General features: G+C 73.5%; 17 protein-coding genes. 6 read left to right on the top strand and 11 right to left on the bottom strand.

Annotated features, from left to right (window positions below; genetic code table 11):
* Positions 1–8 precede the first annotated feature (8 nt).
* Positions 9–218 carry an MbtH family protein gene (locus tag ACZ6BB_RS28590; protein ID WP_013005929.1) on the top strand — a complete coding sequence of 70 codons (210 nt, stop codon included), beginning with the start codon at positions 9–11 and terminating at the stop codon, positions 216–218.
* A gap of 73 nt (positions 219–291) precedes the next feature.
* Here the strand turns inward: ACZ6BB_RS28590 and ACZ6BB_RS28585 are convergent, their stop codons facing one another.
* From ACZ6BB_RS28585 to ACZ6BB_RS28575, 3 genes are read right to left on the bottom strand one after another with little or no spacing between them, the layout of a single operon-like run.
* Positions 292–1,362: an iron-siderophore ABC transporter substrate-binding protein gene (locus ACZ6BB_RS28585; RefSeq protein WP_471618016.1), complete on the bottom strand. Its 1,071-nt coding sequence runs from the start codon at positions 1,360–1,362 to the stop codon at positions 292–294.
* Positions 1,362–3,230 carry an ABC transporter ATP-binding protein gene (locus ACZ6BB_RS28580; protein WP_471618015.1) on the bottom strand — a complete coding sequence of 623 codons (1,869 nt, stop codon included), beginning with the start codon at positions 3,228–3,230 and terminating at the stop codon, positions 1,362–1,364. The genes ACZ6BB_RS28585 and ACZ6BB_RS28580 overlap by 1 nt, the downstream gene beginning before the upstream one ends.
* A complete protein-coding gene (locus tag ACZ6BB_RS28575; protein WP_471618014.1) occupies positions 3,227–4,945 on the bottom strand; it encodes an ABC transporter ATP-binding protein in 1,719 nt (572 codons plus the stop codon). The genes ACZ6BB_RS28580 and ACZ6BB_RS28575 overlap by 4 nt, the downstream gene beginning before the upstream one ends.
* Positions 4,946–5,170: 225 nt before the next feature.
* Between ACZ6BB_RS28575 and ACZ6BB_RS28570 the strand changes: the two genes are divergently transcribed.
* Entirely contained in the window at positions 5,171–6,733 is a 1,563-nt protein-coding gene (locus ACZ6BB_RS28570) for an amidohydrolase (RefSeq protein WP_471618013.1), read from the top strand.
* Positions 6,734–6,860: 127 nt separating this feature from the next.
* Positions 6,861–7,565 (top strand): hypothetical protein, encoded by a 705-nt coding sequence (locus ACZ6BB_RS28565; RefSeq protein ID WP_471618012.1) that lies wholly within the window; start codon positions 6,861–6,863, stop codon positions 7,563–7,565.
* Here the strand turns inward: ACZ6BB_RS28565 and ACZ6BB_RS28560 are convergent.
* Both ACZ6BB_RS28560 and ACZ6BB_RS28555 read right to left on the bottom strand, forming a co-directional pair.
* Complete coding sequence (locus tag ACZ6BB_RS28560; RefSeq protein WP_471618011.1) at positions 7,547–8,038, bottom strand: SRPBCC family protein; 492 nt, start codon at positions 8,036–8,038, stop codon at positions 7,547–7,549. The two genes, ACZ6BB_RS28565 and ACZ6BB_RS28560, sit on opposite strands and share 19 nt — an antisense overlap.
* Positions 8,035–8,427, bottom strand: coding sequence for a metalloregulator ArsR/SmtB family transcription factor (locus ACZ6BB_RS28555; RefSeq protein WP_471618010.1), 393 nt, complete (start codon positions 8,425–8,427; stop codon positions 8,035–8,037). Before ACZ6BB_RS28555 ends, ACZ6BB_RS28560 begins: the two co-directional genes overlap by 4 nt.
* A 223-nt stretch (positions 8,428–8,650) precedes the next feature.
* Between ACZ6BB_RS28555 and ACZ6BB_RS28550 the strand changes: the two genes are divergently transcribed.
* Positions 8,651–9,115: an RpiB/LacA/LacB family sugar-phosphate isomerase gene (locus ACZ6BB_RS28550; RefSeq protein WP_471618009.1), complete on the top strand. Its 465-nt coding sequence runs from the start codon at positions 8,651–8,653 to the stop codon at positions 9,113–9,115.
* Here ACZ6BB_RS28550 and ACZ6BB_RS28545 read toward each other — a convergent pair.
* The 4 genes from ACZ6BB_RS28545 to ACZ6BB_RS28530 form a co-directional block, all read right to left on the bottom strand.
* Positions 9,087–10,094 (bottom strand): serine/threonine-protein kinase, encoded by a 1,008-nt coding sequence (locus ACZ6BB_RS28545; protein WP_471618008.1) that lies wholly within the window; start codon positions 10,092–10,094, stop codon positions 9,087–9,089. The two genes, ACZ6BB_RS28550 and ACZ6BB_RS28545, sit on opposite strands and share 29 nt — an antisense overlap.
* Positions 10,087–10,764: a hypothetical protein gene (locus ACZ6BB_RS28540; protein ID WP_471618007.1), complete on the bottom strand. Its 678-nt coding sequence runs from the start codon at positions 10,762–10,764 to the stop codon at positions 10,087–10,089. Before ACZ6BB_RS28540 ends, ACZ6BB_RS28545 begins: the two co-directional genes overlap by 8 nt.
* A 5-nt stretch (positions 10,765–10,769) precedes the next feature.
* Positions 10,770–13,097: an FHA domain-containing protein gene (locus ACZ6BB_RS28535; RefSeq protein ID WP_471618006.1), complete on the bottom strand. Its 2,328-nt coding sequence runs from the start codon at positions 13,095–13,097 to the stop codon at positions 10,770–10,772.
* A 113-nt stretch (positions 13,098–13,210) separates the two neighbouring features.
* On the bottom strand, positions 13,211–13,621 hold the full coding sequence (locus ACZ6BB_RS28530) for a hypothetical protein (protein WP_471618005.1): 411 nt from the start codon (positions 13,619–13,621) through the stop codon (positions 13,211–13,213).
* Positions 13,622–14,047: 426 nt separating this feature from the next.
* Here ACZ6BB_RS28530 and ACZ6BB_RS28525 point away from each other — a divergent pair, with 426 nt between their 5' ends.
* Positions 14,048–14,443, top strand: coding sequence for a nuclear transport factor 2 family protein (locus ACZ6BB_RS28525; protein ID WP_471618004.1), 396 nt, complete (start codon positions 14,048–14,050; stop codon positions 14,441–14,443).
* Between the two features lie 119 nt (positions 14,444–14,562).
* Here ACZ6BB_RS28525 and mgrA read toward each other — a convergent pair whose 3' ends face one another.
* Complete coding sequence (gene mgrA / locus ACZ6BB_RS28520; RefSeq protein WP_471618003.1) at positions 14,563–15,561, bottom strand: L-glyceraldehyde 3-phosphate reductase; 999 nt, start codon at positions 15,559–15,561, stop codon at positions 14,563–14,565.
* Positions 15,562–15,686: 125 nt separating this feature from the next.
* On the opposite strand from mgrA, the gene ACZ6BB_RS28515 reads away from it, so the two are divergent.
* A complete protein-coding gene (locus ACZ6BB_RS28515; protein WP_471618002.1) occupies positions 15,687–16,592 on the top strand; it encodes a LysR family transcriptional regulator in 906 nt (301 codons plus the stop codon).
* Here the strand turns inward: ACZ6BB_RS28515 and ACZ6BB_RS28510 are convergent.
* Positions 16,582–18,243, bottom strand: a complete 1,662-nt coding sequence (locus tag ACZ6BB_RS28510) for a helix-turn-helix domain-containing protein (protein WP_471618001.1) — start codon at positions 18,241–18,243, stop codon at positions 16,582–16,584. The genes ACZ6BB_RS28515 and ACZ6BB_RS28510 overlap by 11 nt on opposite strands.
* Positions 18,244–18,406 lie beyond the last annotated feature (163 nt).

The following is an 18,406-nucleotide window of genomic DNA, read 5'->3' as shown; positions in this document are numbered from 1 at the left end:
GGAATGGCATGAGCAACCCGTTCGAGGACCCCGAGGGCACCTATCTGGTGCTGGTCAACGACGAGAACCAGCACAGCCTGTGGCCGGACTTCGTGGAGGTGCCCGCCGGCTGGCGGGTGGTGCACGGACCCGGCTCTCGGCAGTCCTGCCTGGACCACGTCGAGACCCACTGGACCGACATGCGGCCGCGGAGCCTGGCCGAGTCGATGGACGGCTGACGGCCGGGGCGCGGGCGTACGGGAAGGGGGCCGGTCATCGACCGGCCCCCTTCCCGTATCGCCGTCCGCCGCGTCAGGACGCGGGCTGCTCCACCTTCGTGTCCGTCTTGCCGTCGACGGCCGCCGCCAGCTGCGGGGCCAGCCGCTCGACCACGTACGGCAGGCTGAGGACGGAGACGAAGGACGTGGCGTTGCCGTAGTCGCTGCTCTCGTTCACGAAGACCTCGCGGCCCTCCTCGACGACCCCAAGATCCTTGTACGAGGGGTCCTTGTGCAGCTTCGCGGCGTCCTTGGCCGGGTCGCCGGCGATCCACACGATGGCGTCCTGGTCCAGCAGGTCGGTGCGCTCCTTGCTGATGTTCGCCCCGAACCGGTCGCCGATCGCCTTGTCCAGGTCCGTCGGCAGGGTGAACCCGAGGCCCGTCAGCAGGCGGGAGCGGGCGTCCTGGCTGCCGAAGACGAACATGCCCTCGTACGGGGTGGCCATGACGGCCGTGGAGCCCTTGAACGCCGGGTACTTGTCGGCGGCGGCCTTGATCTTCGACTCGGTGCCGGCGACCGCGTCGGCGGCCTCCTTCTCCTTGCCGAGCGCCTTGCCGATCGTCTCGGTCTGCTCCTGCCACGGGACGCCGTAGTCGTTGTACGCCTTGGGCTGGGCGACCACGGGCGCGAACTTGGACAGCGACTCGTACTGCTCCTCGGTGAGTCCGCCGTACACCGCGAGGATCAGGTCGGGCCTGAGGGCCGCGATCTTCTCGATCTGCGGCCCCGTGCCCGTGTCCTTGAGGACGGTCGGCGTCTTCGCGGAGCCGAGCTGGTCCTCGGCCCAGGGGCCGATGGCACCCTGGTAACCGCCGAGCCACTCGGTGGTGCCGACGGGGACCTTGCCGAGGGCGAGGACCGCGTCCTGGTCGGTGAGGCCGACGGTGACGATCCGCTCGGGCTCGGCCTCGATGGTCGTGCTGCCGTACTTGTGGTCGATGGAGACCGGGAAGGCGGACCCGCCGGAGGTGCTCGCCTTGGCGTCGGAGCCCGACGCGTCGGCGTCGTCCGACGAGGAGCCGCCACCGCACGCGGTGGCGAGGAGCAGGGTGGCGGAGGCGAGCACGACGGCGAGCCGTGGCGCTCTGCGGGAGCGGAACATCACAGGTCCTTCGGTTCGGGGTTCTGCGGAGCGGTAGGTGTGGGGGTCTCGGGGGCCGGACGGGTGCCGGTGTCGCGGGCGTCGGACCAGGCCGACCAGAGGGCGGCGTAGGGGCCCCGCGCGGCGTGGAGTTCGTCGTGGGTGCCGCTCTCGACCACGCGGCCGTCCTCCATGACGACGACGCGGTCGGCGGTGGCCGCCTGGCTGAGGCGGTGGGCGACGATCAGCGCGGTCCGCCCGTCCACGGCGCGGGCGACCGCCTTCTCCAGGGTCCGCGCTCCGGCGCTGCCGGCCTCGGCGGTGGCCTCGTCGAGAATCACCAGCGGCGGGTCGGCGAGGATCAGCCGGGCCAGCGCGAGCGCCTGGGTCCGCTCGCCGCTGAGCCGGTGGCCGCCGTCGCCGACGACGGTGGCGAGGCCGTCGGGCAGGGCTTCGGCCCAGGCGAGGGCGTCGACGCGGTCGAGGGCGGCGCGCAGTTCGTCGTCGCCCGCGTCGGGCTTGGCGAGCCGCAGGTCGTCGGCGAGGGGGCCCGCGAAGACATGGGTCTCCTGGGTGATCAGGGCGATCGTGCGGGAGGCGGCGGGACCGAGTTCGGTGGGCGGGACGCCGCCCACCAGGACGCTGCCGGTGGTGGGGGGCTGGATGCCCGCGACGAGCTTGGCCAGGGTGGTCTTGCCGGCTCCGCTGGCGCCGACGAGGGCCACGTGTTCGCCGTGCCGGATCGTCAGGTCGATGTCGTGCAGGACGGGATGGCCGGGCCGGTAGGCGTGGCCGAGACCGCGGACGGTGACGTCGGCGCCGCCGGTCCGCACGGTGTGCGCCGGTGCCGGGGGCACGGGCTCGTCGGTGACGCCGACGAGCCGGGCGAGCCCGGCGGTGGCCGACTGGGCGTCGTCGAGGAGGGCGAGAGCGGCGTTGACGGGGCCGAACAGGCCGTGGAAGTACAGGGCGGCGGCGGTCGCCGTACCGATGCTGGCCGAGCCGTCGCGGACCAGCCGGTAGCCGGTGACCAGGACGGCGGCGAGCCCGATGTACTCGGCGATGTGCAGGCGGCTGTAGAAGCCGAGGACGAGCCGTACGCCCCGCATCGTCAGCGCCACCACGGACCAGGAGCGTTCGGTGACCCGCTCGGTGTGCTCCCGGCCCAGCCGGAACGCCCGCACGGTGGAGCCGCCGCCGATGGTGTCGAGCATCTGCTGCTGCTGGGCGCCGGCGGCCACCCGCTGCTCGGCGTAGAGCGGGATGGCGCGGGTGACGTACCAGCGTGCGGTGGCGGCCTGTACGGGGACGGCGAGCAGCGCGGCCAGCAGGAAGCGCCAGTCGAGCAGGGCCATGGCCCCGAGGGTGAGGACGATGGTGAGCACGGAACTGCCCAGCGCGGGCAGCGCGTTGCGGACGGCGTCGGCGATGAGGGAGACGTCGGCGGTGACGCGGGCGGTCAGGTCGCCGGCGCCGGCCTTCTCGACGCGTTCCAGCGGGAGCGTGAGGGCGCGTGCGACGAAGCGTTCGCGCAGCCGGGCCAGGGTCGTCTCGCCCAGCCGGGCGATCTGCGAGAGCCCGAACCCGGCGGTGACGCCCTGAGCCACGGCGACGGCCACCAGCAGGACGGCCGTGACCGTGATGGCGTCGGCGGACCCGCGGTCGGCGGCCAGGTCGACGATCCGGCCCAGCAGCGGCTGCACGAGCAGGCCGACGGCGGTGGAGGCGACCATCACGGTGAGGGCGGACAGCGCCAGCCGCCGCTGCGGGCGCAGCAGTTCGGCGACCGCGGCACGGGTGCGGGCGGGTGTGGCGACGGGCAGCAGGTCGGGTCCGGTGCGGTCGTCGCCGCGGGGGGCGGCCTCGACGGCGTCGGCCGGCTCGGTCATGTGAGTACCGCCGTACGGTAGTCGGCGCACTCGTGGACGAGGCGCTCGTGGTCGCCGGCCGCGGTGATCCGGCCGTCGTGGAGGAGGACCGCGCGGTCGGTGACGGCGAGCAGGGCCGGGCTGTTGGTCACCAGGAGCGTGGTGCGTCCGCCGCGGACGTCCCTGATCCCGGCGGCGATCCGGGTCTCGGTGACGGCGTCGACGGCGGTCGCGGGCTCGTGCACGACGAGGACCGGCGCGTCGGCGGCCAGGGCGCGGGCCAGGGCGACGCGCTGGCGCTGTCCGCCGGAGAGCGAGCGGCCGCGTGCGGTGACGGCCGTGTCGACGCCGTGGGGCAGCGCCCGGGCGACCTCGTCGGTGCCGGAGGCGGCCATCGCGGCCGTGACTCCCGCCGGCAGGGGCGGTGCGGTGGCGGTGACCGCCGCCGTGACGTTGTCCAGGACGGTGCCCTCGAACAGGTCCGCCTCGTGCTCGGCGACGAGGATCGCCGCGCGTACGTCGGTCAGGCCCAGCGCGGTCAGGGCCGTGCCGTCGAGTTCCACGGCGCCCTCGTCCGGGTCGGCGCGGCGGCCGAGGAGGCGGAGCAGGGCGGAGGCGTCGGCGGGGTCGGTGACGGCGATGCCGACCGTCTCGCCGGGGGTGATGTCGAGGTCGAGGCCGCGCAGGGTGCCGCAGCTGACGGACCGCAGGGTCAGCCGCCCCTCGACGGCGTCCGGGGTGCGGGTGTCGGCGGAGGGTGTCCCGGAGACGTCGCCGGGGGCGTCCAGCACCTCCGCGATCCGGGTGGCGGAGGCGCGGCCCTGGGCCAGTTCGGCGTTGATCCAGGCGAACTCGCCGAGCGGGCCGACGAGGAACAGCGCGAGCCCGACGGAGGAGACGAGTTCGCCGAGGCCGATGTCGCCGCGGGCGGCGAGGCGTCCGCCGACGAGGGCGACCAGGGCGATGAAGGCGCCGGTGAGGATGGTGACGACGCCGTGCTGCCAGGCTTCGGCGCGGGCCGCGCGCAGGGTGGAGGCGAGGGAGTCCTGGCTGACGCGGCGGTAGCGGGCGACGGCGGCCCGCTCGGCGCCGATGCCCTTGAGGACGCGCAGTCCGGCCACCAGGTCGGCGGCGACACCGGAGGCCTGGGCGGCGCGTTCCTGCTCGGTCTCGCTGCGGCGTTCCAGGGGCTTGCTCAGCAGGTGTCCCAGCCACAGCAGCAGCGGGGTGCCGAGGAGGACGAGCAGGCCCAGGGCGACGGAGACCCGCAGCAGCGCGATGGCGCCGACGACGAGACCCGCGGTGGCCGCGAAGGCGACGATGAGGGCCATGGCGACGGCACCGACCCGTTTGGCGTCCTCGGTGGCGATGTTCGTCAGTTCGCCCGGCAGTCTTCCCTCCTCGGCGCCGCCCTCGGGAGCGAGGACGCGGCCGACGAGTTCGGTCCTGAGACGGTGGGCGGCGGTGACGGCGGCGCGCTCGCCGGCCCTCGCGCTGAAGCGGAAGCTGAAGGAGAGTCCGACGTACACGGCGGCCAGGACGGCGAGCCACAGCAGGAGTCCGGGGACGTTTCCGTCCACGACCCCGCGGTCGATGGCCAGTCCGATGAGCACCGGCACCAGCGCCTCGCCCGTCTGGTGCCCCATCCCGAGGACCGCGCCCACCACGACATCCCGACGCTGTCCGCCGACCGCGCGCCACAGGACCTTCCGTCCCGGCGGGTCCGCCTTCCTCACGTGTCCCTCCGGACCGGTTCACCTACAGAGAAAAATGCAAGAAACTTAGGTAAGGCTAACTACATTTGCCTTCCCGTGACCAGCCCCGAGACGTCTTCGAGACCTGACCGAGCCGCCCCGGACGCCGGGACACTGGCCCACCGCCCCTTCAACTGGCCGCAGAATCAAGCCAGTTCGCCGATACGAGAGCCATCGGGCGATCGCCCCGACCGGAAGGACCTGCCCGTGCTCAGCACCAGGATCACCAACGCCCGCATCATCACGATGGACCCGGACCGGCCGGCCGCCCGGGAACTGGGCATCTGGCAGGGGCGGATCGTCGGCCTGGACGAGGACGTGTCGGGGCTCCCCGCGCGGCGGACGGTCGACCTGGACGGCGCCACGCTGCTGCCCGGCTTCGTCGACGCCCATGTGCACCTGGCATGGACGGGCCTGAAGGCGAAGGCGCCCAGCGTGGCCCCGAGCCGGAGCGCCGACGACGTGCTCCGCGTGGTCGCGGACGCGGTCGCCTCGGGGCCCGCCGACGGCTGGGTGGACTTCGGCGGCTACGACCAGCGCACCCTGGACCGCCCGCTCACGGCGGCGGAGCTCGACGCCGTCAGCGCCGGACGCAGGGTGTGCCTGGGGCACCTGTCCGGACACGCCTGCCTGGTCAACTCGGCGGTACTGCAGGGCCTGCCCGCCGAGGTCGCCCGGCCGGACGGTTTCCTCGCCGAGGGGGCCATGGGCGCCGCGCTCGCGTCCCGGCCGCCGCACTCGCTCACCGAACTGGCCTCCGCCATCGAGCACGCGGCACGCGTCTGCCGCTCCGAGGGCATCACCGGGTGCGCCGAGGCGGGCGTCGGGGCCCGGCTCTTCGGCCACAGTCCCGTCGAGGGCGCCGCCTACCAACTCGCCCACGAGTCGGGCCGTCTGCCGGTGCGGGTACGGCTGATGGTGGCCGCCGACGCGCTGCGCCCGGTCGGCGCGGCCGCCGAGGACACCACCGCCCGGGCGATCGACCTCGGTCTGCGCACGGGCTTCGGGGACGGTGCGCTCTCGCTCGGCGCGCTCAAGATCTTCACCGACGGCGGCATGATGGCGCGTACGGCGGCGCTCACCAGCCCCTATCGGGGCACCGGCGGCTCGGGGCAGCTCATGCACGAACCCGAGGTGCTGGAGAGCATGATCGTCGACGGCCACCTCGCCGGCTGGCAGCTCGCCGTGCACGCGATCGGCGACCGGGCGCTCGACGTTGCCCTGGACGCCCTGGAGAAGGCTCGGAAGCTGAGCCCCCGGCCGGAGGCACGCCACCGCGTCGAGCACGCCGGTCTGGTCCGCCCCGACCAGCTCCCCCGCCTGGCCGCGCTCGGCGTCACCGTCGTCGTCCAGCCGAGCTTCCTGCGCCACTACGGCGACGACTACGCCACGATCATGGGCGAGGACCGGGCCGGCTGGCTGTACCGGGGGCGGGGCTTCCTCGACCACGGCGTCCGGGTCGCCGGCAGTTCGGACCGCCCGGTGGCGAACGGCGCCCCGCTGCGCGCGATCCAGTTCATGGTGGAGCGGACCTCGGAGTCCGGCCGCCTCATCGGCGCCGACGAGGCGATCACGGTCGAGGAGGCCCTGCGCGCGTACACCGCCGAGGCGGCGCGGGCCTGCCACTGGGACACCGACGCCGGCACGCTCACCCCCGGCAAGCGGGCCGACCTCGTGGTGCTGGGCGACGATCCGCGCCGGGTGGAGGTGTCACGCGTCGGGGAGATCGAGGTGGTGCGGACGTTCGTCGAGGGCCAGGACGAGTTCTGACGGAGCGTGGTCGCGAACCGCGCAACCGACCGCGTCACAAGGGTCGTCGGCGAACCCGGGTCCTCGTTGTGTACGGCGGGGGCCCGACGCCCAATACTGTGCCCAGACGTCGTCAGGGGGGCACTCGATGAAGTGGTTTCAGCGCGAGCGTGCCAGGCAACGAGCCGTCGTGGCACCGCCGTCCGCGCCCGGCGAGAGCGACGCCCCACCGCGGCCGGCACCACCCCCGCCGCTCACCACGGGCGCACCTGCCCTCCAGCGGATCGGCGGCAACGGCGACCAGGTCACCCGGCTGACCACCGGCACGGACCCGGTCATCCTCGACATCACCCACACGGGGACCGGGCACTTCGCCGTGGACGCCCTGGACGGGCGGCTGCACTCCCAGAGCCAACTCGTCTACACCGGAGGCCCCTTCTCGTGCCGTGCCCTGGTGAACGCCGACGACCGGCCGGTGCGGGCGCTGCGCATCCAGGCGACCGGGCCCTGGACGGTCGACGTGAGTCCGGTGTCGAGTGCGCTCGCCTGCGAGGGCCACACCCGGCGTCCCGCCTCGGACGTACTGCGCCACACCGGGGGTCCCGGGATCGCGGCCCTCCGGTACGAGGGCGATCCGCGGTCCGACGACGGCGGCTACTTCCTCGTCGACACCTTCGAACCGGACGGCGCCGCCTTCCTCGGCCAACTGGCCGACCACGTGGGCCCCTGGCAGGGCGAAGCCCCCCTCACCGGCCCCTGTCTCATCCACGTCCGTTCCGACGGGCCGTGGTCGATCACCGTGCGGCCGCGGGGGACTGCGGCGCCGTTGACGTCTCAGGCCAGGGACTCGTAGTACGCCTTCTGTGCCGGGTAGTAGTCCTCGAAGTCGGGCCGGGGCCCGCCCCGGCGTGCGGCGGCGAGCATGTCCAGGTAGTACTCCCAGCCGGGGCCGGTCGAGCCGAGCGCGTCCGGGGAGACGAGATGGTGGACCAGCCTGAGTTCGGTCGTGCCCTCGGTCTCGGTCAGCAGCAACTCCAGCGACCAGGAACCCGCCTCGTCCTCCGTCGAGACGGCGAGTCGGCGAGGCGGCTCACAGGCTTCGATCCGCATCGGGCACCACGGGGCCGACTCCTCGAACGTCATCCGCACCTCGATGGTGCGGCCCGGTGCGGCCTCGCCGCGCCAGGGGCCGAACCAGCGGGCGGTACGTTCCGGCTCGGTCACGCTCGCCCAGACGTCGGGCGCGGGTGCGGCGTAGGTACGGGTGAGGACGAGGTCGTGTCCGGACGGCGTGGACAGGAGCTGTCCGGTGGGTTCGGGCGTCATGCGGTGTCCTTCCTGGGGTGGGGCGCGCTGCGCGATGTCCGGTCGGGCTCGGCCCGTTCCCGGTCCCTGCGGGTCCGGTGGACCTCGGTCTCCAGCGCGGCGAGCCGCTGCGACCAGCCGGGCCGGCGGGTGTCGAACAGGGCGAGCCAGGTGGTGAGGTGGGTCAGCCGGGCGGGCACGAGCGAGTACCGACGGTGGCGTCCGGCCTGCTCGTCCCCGACCAGGCCGGCCTCACGCAGTACGCGCAGATGGCGGCTCACGGCGGGCCGGCTGATGGGGAACCTCCCCGCGATCTCACCTGCCGTCAGCGAACCGTGACGCAGCATGAGCAGGATCTCCCGGCGCACCGGATCGGCGATGGCTTCGGCCACCTCGCTGAGGTCGTCCACTCGGAAAGCGTAACCTATCGGTTACGCGTCGGTCGGGGCCTCCGGTACATCCGGATCCCGGCCCGGCGGCCGTGGAGGTGCCGACGGCACGCATCAGGGTGTCGAAGCTGTCGGCGCAGGTCGTCTCGGACAGAGTGTCGCGGTCGTGATCAGCGCGCGCACGGCGCCGTACGCGAGGGCCGAACCGGAGCCGGTGGCCGGCGCGCCGGGTAGCCTCGGGGACATGCGGATCTCCGTCTCCTCGGACATGGACGAGCCCGTCGCCCGCCTCCTCCTCGCGGAGCTGCGCGGCCGGGGCCACGAGGTGCTGACCCACGGCGCGCTGCGCGAGGGCGACGACCCCCGGTGGGCGGTCTGCTCGGAGGCGGCGGCGCGCGATGTCGCCGCCGGCAGGGCGGACCAGGCCGTCGTGTGCTGCTGGACGGGCACCGGCGCGTCCATCGCCGCGAACAAGGTGCCCGGGGTACGGGCCGCCCTGTGCGGGGACGCGTACACGGCCGACGGTGCCCGCCGCTGGAACCACGCCAACGTCCTGGCGCTCGGGCTGCGGCTGACCTCCGGGCCGCTGCTCAAGGAGATCCTCGACGCCTGGTTCGCCGCCGAGGACGGCCAGGACGCCGACGACCGGGAGAACGTCTCCCGCGTCGATCGGCTCGACGTCAGCCGGGGTGACGGCCGGGCCGGATGAAGACGGGCGCGGCCCACGGCGGCGGGTCCGGCGGCGCCTCGGGCGGTCCGGACGCCTTCGGCGCGAGGGCCGGCGCCGGTGCGCGCAGCTCCGGTGGGAGGCCGCCCGCTGCGTCGGCGGCCCTGAGCGCGGCCACGAAGGCCAGACAGGAGTCGTACCGGTCGTCCGGGGACTTGGCCAGCGCCGTCGCCAGCACCTCGTCGACGGCCGGCGGCAGATCGGGGCGCCCGGCGGTCAGCGGGGGCGGCTGGTCGTACTGGTGGGCCCACAACAGGGCCATGTCGTCGTCCCGTTGGAAGGGCGGCCGGCCGGCGAGCGTCTCGTGGACGACGCAGGCGAGGCTGTAGACGTCGCAGCGGCCGTCGACGGGCTTGCCGGAGATCTGCTCCGGAGCCACGTAGTCGAGGGTGCCCACGAACTGGCCCACGCTGGTGAAGCCGGTCAGGGACAGGGACTTCTTCGTCAGGCCGAAGTCGGTGAGGTAGACGTGCTCGGGGTGGTCGCTGTCGGTGCCCTGCGCGACCAGGATGTTGCCGGGCTTGACGTCCCGGTGCACCAGGCCGTGGTCGTGCGCCGCGTCGAGCGCGGAGGCGACCTGGGCGGCGATCCGGGTGGCTGCCCGGACCGGCAGCGGGCCCTCCCGGTCGAGCAGATGCCGCAGATCGCTGCCCGCGACGTACCGCATGGCGATGTAGAGGACGCCGTCCGTCTCGCCCGCCTCGAAGACCGGCACGATGTGCGGGTGGTCGATCGCGGCGGCCACCCGTGACTCGTGGGTGAAGCGCCGCCGGAAGGTGTCGTTGCGGGCGAGCTCCGGGGCGAGCAGCTTGAGCGCGACCGTCCGTTCCAGGCGCAGATCCAGTGCCTGGTAGACGACGGCCATCCCGCCCCGGCCGATCTCGCGTTCGATGCGGTAGCCCGCGATCTGCCGTCCGACCAGCTCGGAGGGGCGCCCCGCGTACGGCTGCGTCTCACTCATCGCGGGTCACCGGCGGGACCAGGCGGGTGGGTTCGTGGTCGCGCGGGCCGTGGTCCGCCGGCCGGTGACCGGCCGGCGGGCCGGTCGCACGGTCCCGCGCCGGTTCGGGGCCGGGTTCCGCCACGACGCGCGTCGCCTCGGGGGCCGGGGCGGCGGGCGGGTGAGGAGGGGTGGCCGGGGTCGCGCGCGGGGCGTCCCCGACGGCGAAGGCGCTCAGCCGGGTCCCGTCGCAGTACACCCACCGCTCGTGCGCGGCGTCGAACAGCCACAGCGACTCGCCGTCGACGACCACCCCGATCCGCAGCCCCTTCGTACGGTCGTGGAAGGACTCCCCGTCGCGGTGGCCCGCGGCCAGTGCCTCCGCCTCGGTGCGGTAGCGCGACAGGGCCTCCTCGGCCCGGGCAAGCAGCGGACGCGGGTCGGCGGTGCGGGCCGCGTCCGCGCCGGCCGCGGGCGGGTCCCGGGGTACGGCGACGAGGAGACGGGCGTCGACCCACGCGGACCAGCCGTTGGCGCACAGGGCGTGCCCCCAGTCGCCGCGCCGTTCCAGGAGCTGGACGGGCAGCAGCGCGTCGAGGGCCACGGTGGGCCGGGACGGGTCGGGAAGCTCCCAGGCGGGCAGTCCGCCCGGCGGGACGACATGGGTGGGGAGGAAACCGGGGGTCGTCATCGCGGCTACTTCCGCATCACCGCGGGCTCACGGCGCCGCAGCAGCCGGGCGACGAGCCAGCCGCAGAGCAGCGACAGGACGACGAGCATCCCCATGTCGAGCAGCCACACGCCCGCCGAGTGCGCGAACAGCGGGTCCGAGGTGTCGGGGACGATCTCTTCGAGGTCGATCGTGCCGGCCATCGCGGCGAACGCCCATCGCGACGGCACCAGCCACGCCAGCTGTTCGAGGACGATCGTGCCCCTGACGTCCAGCAGGGCGCCGCAGAACACGACCTGGACGATCGCGAGGAGCACCAGCAGCGGCATGGTGACCTCCTCCTTGCGCACCAGCGCGGAGACCACCAGGCCGAGCATCATCGCGGTGAAGGCGAGGAACGCCACGGCGCACGTGATCTCGACCAGGGGCGGCATGAGCACCCCTTCCCCGTCCGGGGCGGCGAGGTCGACGCCGAGCAGGGCGACCAGGGTGAGGACGACCGCCTGCAGGACGGTGACCGTGCCGAGGACGACGACCTTGGACATCAGGTAGGCGGATCTGGACAGGCCGACGGCCCGTTCGCGCCGGTAGATCACCCGTTCCTTGACCAGTTCGCGCACGGCGTTGGCCGCACCCGTCAGCACCCCGCCCACACACAGGATGAGCAGCGCGTTCATGGCGGTCTCCCGGTCCAGCGTGCTCCCCGCGAGCGCCCTCGCCATCGCGCCCATCACGAACGGCAGCGCGATCATGATGGCGAGGAAGGTCCGGTCGGCGCCGAGCGCGGCCGCGTACCGGCGCACCAGCGTGCCCAGTTGGGCGCCCCAGCTCTGCGGTTTGGGCGGCGGCGCCACGGCGACCGGCTGAGAGTCCTCGGGCAGATACGGCCGCCCCATGGAGGCGGTGACGTACTGGTGCCGGAAGGGCGAGTCGCGGTACTCGCCCGCCCAGTCCCGCTCCTGATCCCGTTCGAAAGCCTCGAATGCCTCCGGCCACTGGGCGAACCCGAAGAACGCGAGGGTGTCGTCCGGCGGCCCGTAGTAGGCGACCTTGCCGCCGGGGGCGAGGACGAGGAGCCGGTCGCAGACGTCGAGGCTGAGGACGCTGTGGGTGACGACGATGACCGTGCGGCCGTCGTCGGCGAGGCCGCGCAGCATGTGCATCACCGAGCGGTCCATGCCCGGGTCCAGTCCGGAGGTCGGTTCGTCCAGGAACAGCAGGGAGGGCTTGGTCAGCAGTTCCAGGGCGACGCTCACCCGTTTGCGCTGGCCGCCGGAGAGGCTGTGGATGGGCTGGCCGGCCCGCTGTTCGAGGCCAAGTTCGCGGATCACCTCGTCGACCCGGGCCTGTCGCTCGGCCTTCGCGGTGTCCTGGGGGAAGCGGAGTTCGGCGGTGTAGGAAAGCGCTCTGCGGACGGTCAGTTGCGCGTGCAGGATGTCGTCCTGCGGGACCAGGCCGATGCGCTGGCGCAGTTCGGCGTAGTCGCGGTAGAGGTCGCGTCCGTCGTAGAGGACCGTGCCGCTGTCGGCGGGGCGCTGCCCGGTCAGGGCGTTCAGGAGGGTGGACTTGCCGGCGCCGCTGGGGCCGACGACGGCGAGGAGGCATTTCTCGCCGACCGGAAACGAGACCTCGTCCAGCAGCGTCCTGCGGCCGCGGTCGACGGCGACGGTGAGTTCCTGGACATCGAGGGAGACCTCGCCGGTGTCGACGTACTCCTGCAACTGGTCGCCGACCAGGCAGAACGCGGAGTGCCCGATGCCGACGATGTCACCGGCGGTGACGGGGGCCCGGTCCACGGGTGTGCCGTTGAGGAAGGTGCCGTTGTGGCTGCCGAGGTCGACGATCTCGTAGGTGCCCTCCGGCCGCGCCCGTAGTTCCGCGTGCCGGCGGGAGACGATGAGGTCGTCGATGACCAGGTCGTTGTCGGTGGCACGGCCGATCCGGACGGTCCGCTCGGGCAACGGGCGGACACTGGTGGGCCGGCGGAACGTGCCGGTGGAGGCGGGGCCGAGGACGCCGGAGGGCCGCTCGGGGGCGAGGCCGCTGAGTACCGCGCGGGGGCCGTCGGGGAGGCTCCCGAAGTGGATGACGGTGCCGGGCCCGACGTCCCACTCGTGGACACGGTGGCCGTCGGCGTACGTGCCGTTGGTGCTGTGCTCGTCCTCGATCGTCCAGTGACCGGCCTCGGCGCGCAGCACCGCGTGGTGCCACGAGACCCGGTCGTCGTCGAGGACGACGTCGCTGAGCGGGTCGCGCCCCACGTGGTACGCGTGGCTCGGGGTCATCACCGTGGAGCCCGACTCGGTTTCCAGCACGAGTTCGGGCGCGGTCGGTGCGAGGGACCGCTCTGCCATGCAAGAAATTCTACCGATTCACCCCGATATGCGCCCGGTCGCTCCGGTGAGGCAGCACGGACCGCGGCGAACGGCGGCACCGGGGGTGTGATCGCCGAGGGCGGCCCCGGGGGTCAGGCGGCGGGGGCGGCGATGCGCTGGGCGATGCGCTGCATGCGCACGGCGTCGACGGACTCCGCGAGCAGCTCGTACTCCGTGGTGTCGTCGTTGGTGGCGATGCGGACCAGGTTTCCGGCGGCCAACTCGTCGGCCACCAGATCCTGTTGCGCCTCGTCGGTGGACCAGGCGCGCAGCAGGGCCGGCACGTCCGGCACGGTGCCGGCGACCGGGACGACCGCGTTCGGGGGGAAGTTCGGGTTCTCGGGACACGGGTCGAGGCGTTCGGCGATCCATAACGCGCGGTCGCGCATCCACCACAGCGCCAGCGCCAGCGTGGGGGCGCGATAGGTCCCGAGGGGCACGCCGACGCGCCGGCCGTCGCACCATCCGTACGCGGTGACATGGCACAGGAATTCGTCGTGCACGCTTCGCTCCCCCGATCGCACCGCCGTCCCGCCCGGCCTCGCTCGCCGCGCGGACTTGCTCTCGCCTCACAGATTTGCCGGTCGTGCACATCTGGCGACCCGATAGTCACGCACAGTGACGTGATGGACGCGCACGGGTGCGCGTTGGTTCATGACTCAATCGCCCTGTCACTCGAGTATCGCCACGGCTGACACTCTGTCACCATGCCAATTCGGCCAGTCTCCTGGCATATGCGAGCACGCGAGTGGCCGAAACGATGCGTCAGGCCCTGCGACCGGGCCTTTCTCGGGATGACCTCCGAGGTAATCGACGCCCTGCGGCGGGGGCGGGCATCGTGTGCGGTGCCGGATCACCAGGACGCCGCGGACGGCTCCGGATCCGGTCCCCGTCTCTTACGCAGATCCCCGATGGAGGGTTCAACGATCATGCCCGCGCATCAGAATCAAGAGCGCCGAGACCGCTACGAGACCGCCGCCGCCCGGTACTTCGAGGCATGGAACGCGGACGGCGAGGACGAACGGGCCGCCGCGGTCGCCGCCGCCTGGGCCGCCGACGGCGGCTACACCGACCCCCTGGCCGACGTGCGCGGGCACGGGGAGATCGCCGCACTGATCACCGCCGCCCGCACACGGTTCCCCGGCCTCGCCTTCCGCCTGGCCACGGTCGTGGACGGCCACCACGACACCGCCCGATTCCGCTGGGAACTGGTGGACGAGGCGGACGGCGCGGCCCCGGTCGCCGGGTTCGACGTGATCACGCTCGACGCGCAGGACCGCATCCGGAGCGTGTACGGCTTCCTGGACCGGGTGCCGGCGGAGTAGCCCGCGCGGGAGGGTGTCCGCCGCCCGGCGGCGGGGTTCTCCCTCAGTTCACGGCGGAGCGGACCGGTCGGTGACCGTCCGGCTGCAGGAGCGGATCGATCGCCGACCTGAGGCCGAGGTCAGCCCTTGCCCTCGATGATCGCGTCGATGCGGGCCAGTTCGTCCGCCTCGAAGTCGAGGTGGGCGATGGCTCCGACGCTGTCCTCGATCTGCCGGGCACTGCTCGCGCCGACGAGGGCGGAGGTGACCCGGCCGCCGCGCAGCGTCCAGGCCAGGGCGAGCTGGGCGAGCGTCTGGCCGCGGGACTTGGCGACCTCGTCCAGCGCGCGCAGCCTGCCCACCAGGTCCTCGGTGACGGCGTCGGACCGCAGGAAGGGGCTGTCGCTCGCCGCGCGGGAGTCCTCCGGGATGCCGTCGAGGTAGCGGGAGGTCAGCAGACCCTGCTCCAGCGGGGAGAAGACGATGGAACCGACCTGCAGCTCGTCGAGCGCGTCGAGCAGCCCCTCGGTCTCGGGGCGCCGGTCGAGCATCGAGTAGCGCGGCTGGTGGATGAGGAGCGGGGTGCCCAGCTCGCCCAGGATGCGGGCGGCCTCCCGGGTCTGCTCGGCCGAGTAGTTCGAGACGCCGACGTACAGCGCCTTGCCCTGCTGGACCGCCGAGTGCAGCGCGCCCATCGTCTCCTCCAGCGGAGTCTGCGGGTCGGGGCGGTGCGAGTAGAAGATGTCGACGTGGTCGAGGCCCATGCGCTTCAGGCTCTGGTCCAGCGAGGAGAGCACGTACTTGCGGGAGCCCCACTCCCCGTACGGACCGGGCCACATCAGATAGCCCGCCTTGGTGGAGATCACCAGCTCGTCGCGGTACGGGGCGAAGTCGGCCTTCAGGGCCTCACCGAGGGCGGACTCGGCGGAGCCGGGGGGCGGGCCGTAGTTGTTGGCCAGGTCGAAGTGGGTGACGCCCAGGTCGAAGGCGCGGCGCAGGATCGCGCGCTGCGTCTCCACGGAACGGTCGGGGCCGAAGTTGTGCCACAGGCCGAGCGAGAGCGCGGGAAGTTTCAGACCGCTGCGTCCGGTGCGCCGGTAGGGCATGTCCGCGTAACGGTCGGGGTGTGCGGTGTACAACGCGACTCCTGTGGTTGGCACTGGGGGACCGGGGTCCCTGGGAACCCGTGTCCACTCTTTCGCGACCTGCGGGCATTGGTCCAACAGAAGAATCCGATGGGATTCAGCACCTACGCTTCTCAGTCATGGAACTCCGCCATCTCCAGCACTTCGTCGCGGTCGCCGAGGAGGAGCACTTCACCCGGGCCGCCGAACGGCTGCTCGTCTCCCAGTCCGGCCTGTCCGCCTCCGTACGGGCGCTGGAGCGCGAGCTGCAGACGCCGCTGTTCGTCCGGACCACCCGCCGGGTGATGCTCACCCCGGCGGGGCGCGCGCTGCTGACCGAGGCGGAGCGGATCCTGGCACAGGTGCGGTCGGCCCGGGAGGCGGTGGCCGCCGTGCAGGGTGTGCTGCGCGGCATGCTCGCGCTCGGGTCCGAGCAGTGTCTGGCCGGGCTGCACGTGGCGGGGCTGCTCGCCTCGTTCCGGCGGCTGCACCCCGATGTGGAGATCTGTCTGCGGCAGGCGGGCTCGGGCGCGCTCGCGGAGGAGGTGGCGAGCGGGCGCCTGGACCTGGCGTTCGCCGTGCGGACCGCGCAGGAGGACACCGACCAGCTGCGGGTCGTCCCGCTGTCCAGCGAGCCGATGACCGTCCTGTGCCATCCCGGTCACCGTCTCGCGGCCGCCGGCGCCGCCGTGACCCCGCAGGAGCTGGGCGGCGAGGTCTTCGTCGACTTCCACCCGGACTGGGGCCCGCGCCGCACCACCGACTCGGTGTTCGCCGCCGCGGGTGTCCGCAGGTCCGTCGCCCTGGAGGTCAACGACGTGCACAGCCTCCTCGACCTCGTCGACGAGGATCTCGGCGTCGCCGTCGTCCCGCGCCACTTCCGGCACAAGCGCGACTCGCTCGTCGCCCTCCCCGTCAAGGACGCCGGCGAGACCGTGTACGAGACGGTGGCCCTGCTTCCTCCCCCGCAGGCCACGAGTCCGGCGGCCCGGGCCCTGCTGGACCTCCTCGACCCGCCGGTCGGCCGTGGCCGGATCATTCCGTGAAGGGCGTCCACCGGTGGCTCTCGGTGGCGTACGAGTAGCGCGGCAGGCCCTTGATCCCGGTCGTGCGGAACGGTCGGCCGCCGTCGTCGATCCGGACCGTGCCGGTACGGCCCTCGGAGGACCACTCCAGCTCCAGGTACCACTGGCAGTCGCAGCTCTCGGTCTCGGCGCTGACCCGCAGGACCGCCGGGTCCCCGGCCGCCACGCTGTACGGAAACCGCACGGCCGGGATCGGGATGTCGAGGTCGGCGCCGTCGACCGGGCGGGCGATCGGCCGGTTCTTGTCCAGGTCGACATCGAAGTACCGGGGGCTGACCCGTCCTCCGCAGCCCTGGTCCATCGCGTAGGTGTTGCCCGTGGCGGGTGCGGTGCGTCCGACGACGCGTACCCGCAACGCCGTCAGGACGACGGCCGCGGACGTCCGGCCCTGCACCGTGACCTCCACGATCGTGTTCCGCCCGTGCACGGCGCCCTGGGTCGCGGCCCAGGCGCCCGCGTCCTGCGGCGGCGGGGGCGGGGGCACCTCCTTCGGCGGCCTGGCGATGACGTAGTCGTGCCCGCAGCCCATGTTCCAGATCTGTGAGTTCGCCGTCCAGGTGATCGGCACACCGGTGGCCCGGGACCGCGGCTCGTCGGGGGCGCCGTCCTTCGTCCTGTTCCGTGGCTCGTCGGGCGGCGGCGAGACCGTGCCCGAAGGGCTTCCGGTGACGGCCGGCGAGGGAGACGGGCTCGTGGGCGCGGTCGACGGGCGCTGGGCACCCGTTGTCGTACGGAACGGCGCCGGGACGTCGGCCGGGGCGGCGCGGTCCGCCGGAGCGCGCCCGGACGGCAGGGCGGCGAGGCCGCCCAGGGTGGCGAGGAGCACCGCGACGACGGCCGCGCTGACGAGCGTCCGCCGACGCCGGTGCCAGGGGCGCCGGGCCGGGGCCGGGGCCGGGAGCAGGTCCGACGGGGATGCCGCCCGCTCACCTGCCTGGGCGACAGCGGCCGGCCCGGCGGCTTGCGGCGCCCCGGCGGGGCCGGCCGCCCCGGCGGCCTTGGACGAACCGGCAGCCTCGGACTGACCGGCAGCCTTGGACTGACCGGCTGACGTGGGCGGACCGGCTGACGTGGACGGACCGGCGGCTTCGGAGGATCCGGCGGATGCGGGCGTCCCTGCGGCCTCCGGCAACCCGGCGGGAGCGCTCGCTCCAGCCTCATGGCCCCGCCCGGTGGCCGCGACCGACCCGCCGGTGCCGTCGGTCGGCCCCACGGCTTCGGCAGGCAGGCCCGGCTCCGGCGCGGGCGAGCCTTCGCCCCCCGTGCCGGCCGCATCCGGGCCGCTCGCGCCCGGCTCAGTCGGCTCCCGCTCCGCGGCTCCCGCCCCGGCCACCTCCGGCCCGGCCCCCCGCACCCGCTGCCGTGCCGCCATCGCCGACAGCCACAGGCGGTGGAGTTCCAGCCGCTCCTCCCCCGTCGCCCCGCAGAGCACGGCGAAGCGCTCGACGGGTGCGAAGTCGAGCGGCACCGTGCCGCCCGCGCAGTAGCGGTGCAGCGTCGAGGTGTTCATGTTGAGGCGCCGGGCCAGCTGCCCGTAGCTGCGGTCCGTGCGCTCCTTGAGACGCGTGAGCGACGCCGCGAACCGCTGGACGTCGTCCCCTGCTGCCGGCACTGTTCCCCCGTGTCCTCACCGGCCCGGGACGGTATCCCAGGCACTCCCTATATGTGCACGTCAGAAGGGCTGGGATGGTTCCAGGGGCGCGGATCGGACGTCAGCCGTTGCACCCTCGGCCCGTGACGGCCGATGCTCTTGGTGTCGCCCCGACCAGGGCCGG

Source organism: Streptomyces sp. NPDC041108, from assembly GCF_055592645.1.
This window is presented reverse-complemented; position numbering and strand designations above follow the sequence as displayed.